General features: G+C 73.3%; 4 protein-coding genes. 2 read left to right on the top strand and 2 right to left on the bottom strand.

The window, feature by feature from the left end; translation table 11 throughout:
• Together B9S61_RS01280 and B9S61_RS01275 are read left to right on the top strand one after the other, a co-directional pair.
• The coding region (locus B9S61_RS01280; protein ID WP_258039498.1) for a PspC domain-containing protein at positions 1–1,325 on the top strand (1,325 nt) is incomplete at its 5' end.
• Positions 1,312–1,527: a hypothetical protein gene (locus B9S61_RS01275; RefSeq protein WP_103540521.1), complete on the top strand. Its 216-nt coding sequence runs from the start codon at positions 1,312–1,314 to the stop codon at positions 1,525–1,527. The genes B9S61_RS01280 and B9S61_RS01275, both read left to right, overlap by 14 nt.
• 7 nt (positions 1,528–1,534) lie before the next feature.
• Here B9S61_RS01275 and B9S61_RS01270 read toward each other — a convergent pair whose 3' ends face one another.
• Both B9S61_RS01270 and B9S61_RS01265 read right to left on the bottom strand, forming a co-directional pair.
• Positions 1,535–2,065 (bottom strand): DoxX family protein, encoded by a 531-nt coding sequence (locus B9S61_RS01270; protein WP_103540520.1) that lies wholly within the window; start codon positions 2,063–2,065, stop codon positions 1,535–1,537.
• A gap of 257 nt (positions 2,066–2,322) precedes the next feature.
• The coding region (locus tag B9S61_RS01265) for a hypothetical protein (RefSeq protein WP_103540519.1) at positions 2,323–3,237 on the bottom strand (915 nt) is incomplete at its 5' end.

The following is a 3,237-nucleotide window of genomic DNA, read 5'->3' as shown; positions in this document are numbered from 1 at the left end:
GGGGAGCGGCCGCCGCGCCACCGGAGGAACCGGGCGGGAGCGGGCCCGCGGACGCGGACCACCGCTTCCGGCGGGACCGCCGGCACCAGATGCTCGGCGGGGTCTGCGCGGGGCTCGGCCGGCAGTGCGACATGGACCCGGTGATCTTCCGGATCACCCTCGCGGTGCTGTCCGCCACCGGCGGGATCGGCCTCATCTTCTACGGTTTCGCCTGGCTCTTCGTCCCGTACGAGGACGAGGAGGAGAACGGGATCCGCCGGCTGCTGACCGGCCGGGTCGACGGCCACACCCTGGCCGCCGTGCTGTTCGCCCTGGTCGGCTGCGGCGTCTTCCTCACCCTGCTCAGCAACGACGGTGTGCTGAGCTTCGCCGTCATACTGTCCCTGCTGCTCGCCGGCGCCGGTTACTGGTCGCGGCGGCGCGGCGCGCCCAGCCCCGACCACCTCGCGGCCCAGGCGGCCGCCGACGCCCCGCCGGAGCCCCAGGCGCCGCCGGTTCCCGACGCCTTCCCGTCGTGGTGGCGCGACCCCATCGTCAAGGACGGCACGCATGTCGGCGGCACCGGCTATCTGTGGGGTCCGCGGGACACCCGCGACCTGGACATCTCCGCCGCGATGAACATCGGCCTCGACACCCGCACCGGTACCCGCGACAGGGCCTGCGCACCGCTCCGGAGACCGCCGAAGCCGCCCGCCCCCCGCGGGATCGGCGGCTGGATCTTCCTGTTCGCCCTGATCGCGGCCGGTCTCGGCACCGGCCTGACGTGGGAGGCGCACCCCCTCGGCACCAGCCTGCAGACCGGTCTCGCCTGCGCGCTCGCCGTCTTCGGCGTCGGCGTGGCCGTCAGCGCGTTCCTCGGTCGTACCGGGGCGGGATCGATCGTCCTGGCGGTCATCACGGCAGGCCTGCTGGCGGGCTCGACCGCGGTCCCCAAGGACATCGGCACCGGCTGGACGCGCACGGCCTGGGCCCCCGCCTCCGTCACGCAGCTGCGCCCCACGTACGACCTGGGGGGAGGCGAGGGTGAACTGGACCTGTCCGCGATACGCGTCCCCGCGAGCGGCACCGTCTCGACGGAGGCCCATGTCGGCCTGGGCCGGATCCACGTGATCCTGCCCAGGGACGCGACCGTGAAGCTGACCATCGATGTGGGCGTGGGGGACATCAAGCTGCCGGGGGAAGAGCGGAAGGACGTGGACGTGGCACCGGGCAAGCGCAAGGAAGTGACCCTGGAACCGCCCGCGGGCGCCGGGAAGGCGGGCATCCTCGACCTCGATCTCCACGTCGGCGTGGGACAGGCGGAGGTGAGCCGTGCTGCGTCATGAGTTCCAGCCCGGCAGGCTGGTCACCGGCGGCTTCCTCACCGGCGCCGCGGTGATCTACGCCGGCGACGCGGGCGGCGCCTGGGACATCCCGTGGTTCGTGATGATCCCCGTCGTCGTGGGCGGCCTCTGCCTGGCCGGTGCGGTGGGTGCGCTGACCGGCGTGGTGCGCCGTCGCCGGGACAGGGCGGACGGCACGGCCTGACGCCGGGCTAGCGGTACCGCTCCCTCCGCCGCTGTCGCCGTGCACGAAGGGCCGCGTCCACGGACAGCAGCGGAGCACCCGCGAGTACGAGTGGAATCCAGGCCATGAGGTACGGGAGGTCATTGCCGTAGTAGTACGGGTCGGAGGCCCAGCTGACGGTCAGCCACAGGCTGAGGGAGATCAGCGCACCGCCGAGGGCGGCGAGGCGGGTGAGGAGTCCGAGCAGGACGCCGATACCGACGGCCAGCTCCCCGAGGGCGATGGCGTAGCCGAACGCGACCGGGCTCTCCAGCGCCATGTCGACCATCGCGGGGACGGCGGAGGAGTCCCGGACGGCGCGCATCATGTCGCCGATGGAACCGGCGCCGGAGTCCTTCATGAACGCGCTGTCGGTGAGTTTGTCCAGGCCGGCGTAGAGGAAGGTGACGCCGAGGAAGAGGCGCAGGGGGACGAGGGCGTAGCGGGTTGCGGTGTCCCGCCAGTCGCCGTCGCCGTCGAAGTGGGGGGAGTGCGTGTCCGTGCGCATACCGTGAGTCATCACTGTCCGCCGCCTCTCACTGCTGTGCCGGGAGCCGCCTCAACGACCATACGTACGACAATCTGTCGCGGCTCAACCCTGGTGGCGGGTCTTTCTTGGTGCGGGCGGGGGGCCGCACCGCCGGGCGCCGACGGTCTGCCGTCCCGACCGCCCTCCCCACTGCACTCCCCACCGCCCTGCGGCCGACTGCCGGCGGATCGCGGATCGCGGATCGCGGATCGCGGATCGCGGCAACCGTGCGTGCGGGGTGGGAGGCGTTACTCCGTCACGTCGATCGTGTAGCGGTTCGTCTCCACGCCCGCCGCGGTCACGACCTGGACGTCCACGCGGCCCCCTTCGACCTCCGCCGGTACCGGCACCGTCAGCAGCGCGTCCGTGGGGTTGTCGAAACCACCGGTGACCGGGACCAGCGGTACGTGGACGTTCACCGCGCCCACCCGCACCACCATCCGCGACAACCGGTCCGCCCCCTGCGCGCCCACCGGCACGAAACCGGCCCCCCGGATCTCGATGTCGTCCCCGGTGCGGATCGGCGCGTCCAGATCGCCCGCCTCCCGCGCCCGCACCACCGAGAGGATCACCGGACGCCCGCCCTCCGCGTACTTCCCCGCGAGGTACGTCCCGGCCGACACCAGCACCACCACCGCGAGCCCCCACGGCAGATCCGGCAGCTGCTCCGGCCGCCGGGCCAGCCGCACCGCCGCGAACGCCAGGGCGACCCCGCTGATCACGACGTACTGGATGTCGGCGAAGCTCCCCCGCCCCGCGTCGTCGGTGAGCAGGTCCGCCGCCCTGGGCCGGTACGCGCGCACCTTCTGCAGCCGCTGTCCCTGTACCCGCAGCCCGACCACCCGCCGTACCAGCACGGCGATCCCGCACACCACCGCCAGCACGGTCACGACACCCGCGCCGCGGGCGAGTTCGAGCCCCTCGATCAGCGCATCGCGCTCCCGGTTGCCGGAGGCGGCCGCCAGCTGCCCCACCAGGACGAGCACCGCGAACGCCAGGAACAGCACCCAGCTCGCGGCCACCGCGCGGGAGGTGGAGAGCCGGTTGTCCTCACCGATCACCGGTGCCAGCGCTCCGCCGCGCGCCCGGTGGAACCAGGACGCGGCGGTCAGCGCGCCGGCCACCACCAGCGCGGCCAGCAGCCCGGCGGTGCGCGCGGCGGT

It is taken from the genome of Streptomyces sp. SM1, assembly GCF_002910825.1.
Lineage (GTDB): Bacteria > Actinomycetota > Actinomycetes > Streptomycetales > Streptomycetaceae > Streptomyces > Streptomyces okerensis.
The sequence above is the reverse complement of the archived record's forward strand: the minus strand, read 5'-3'. Positions and strand labels throughout refer to the sequence as shown.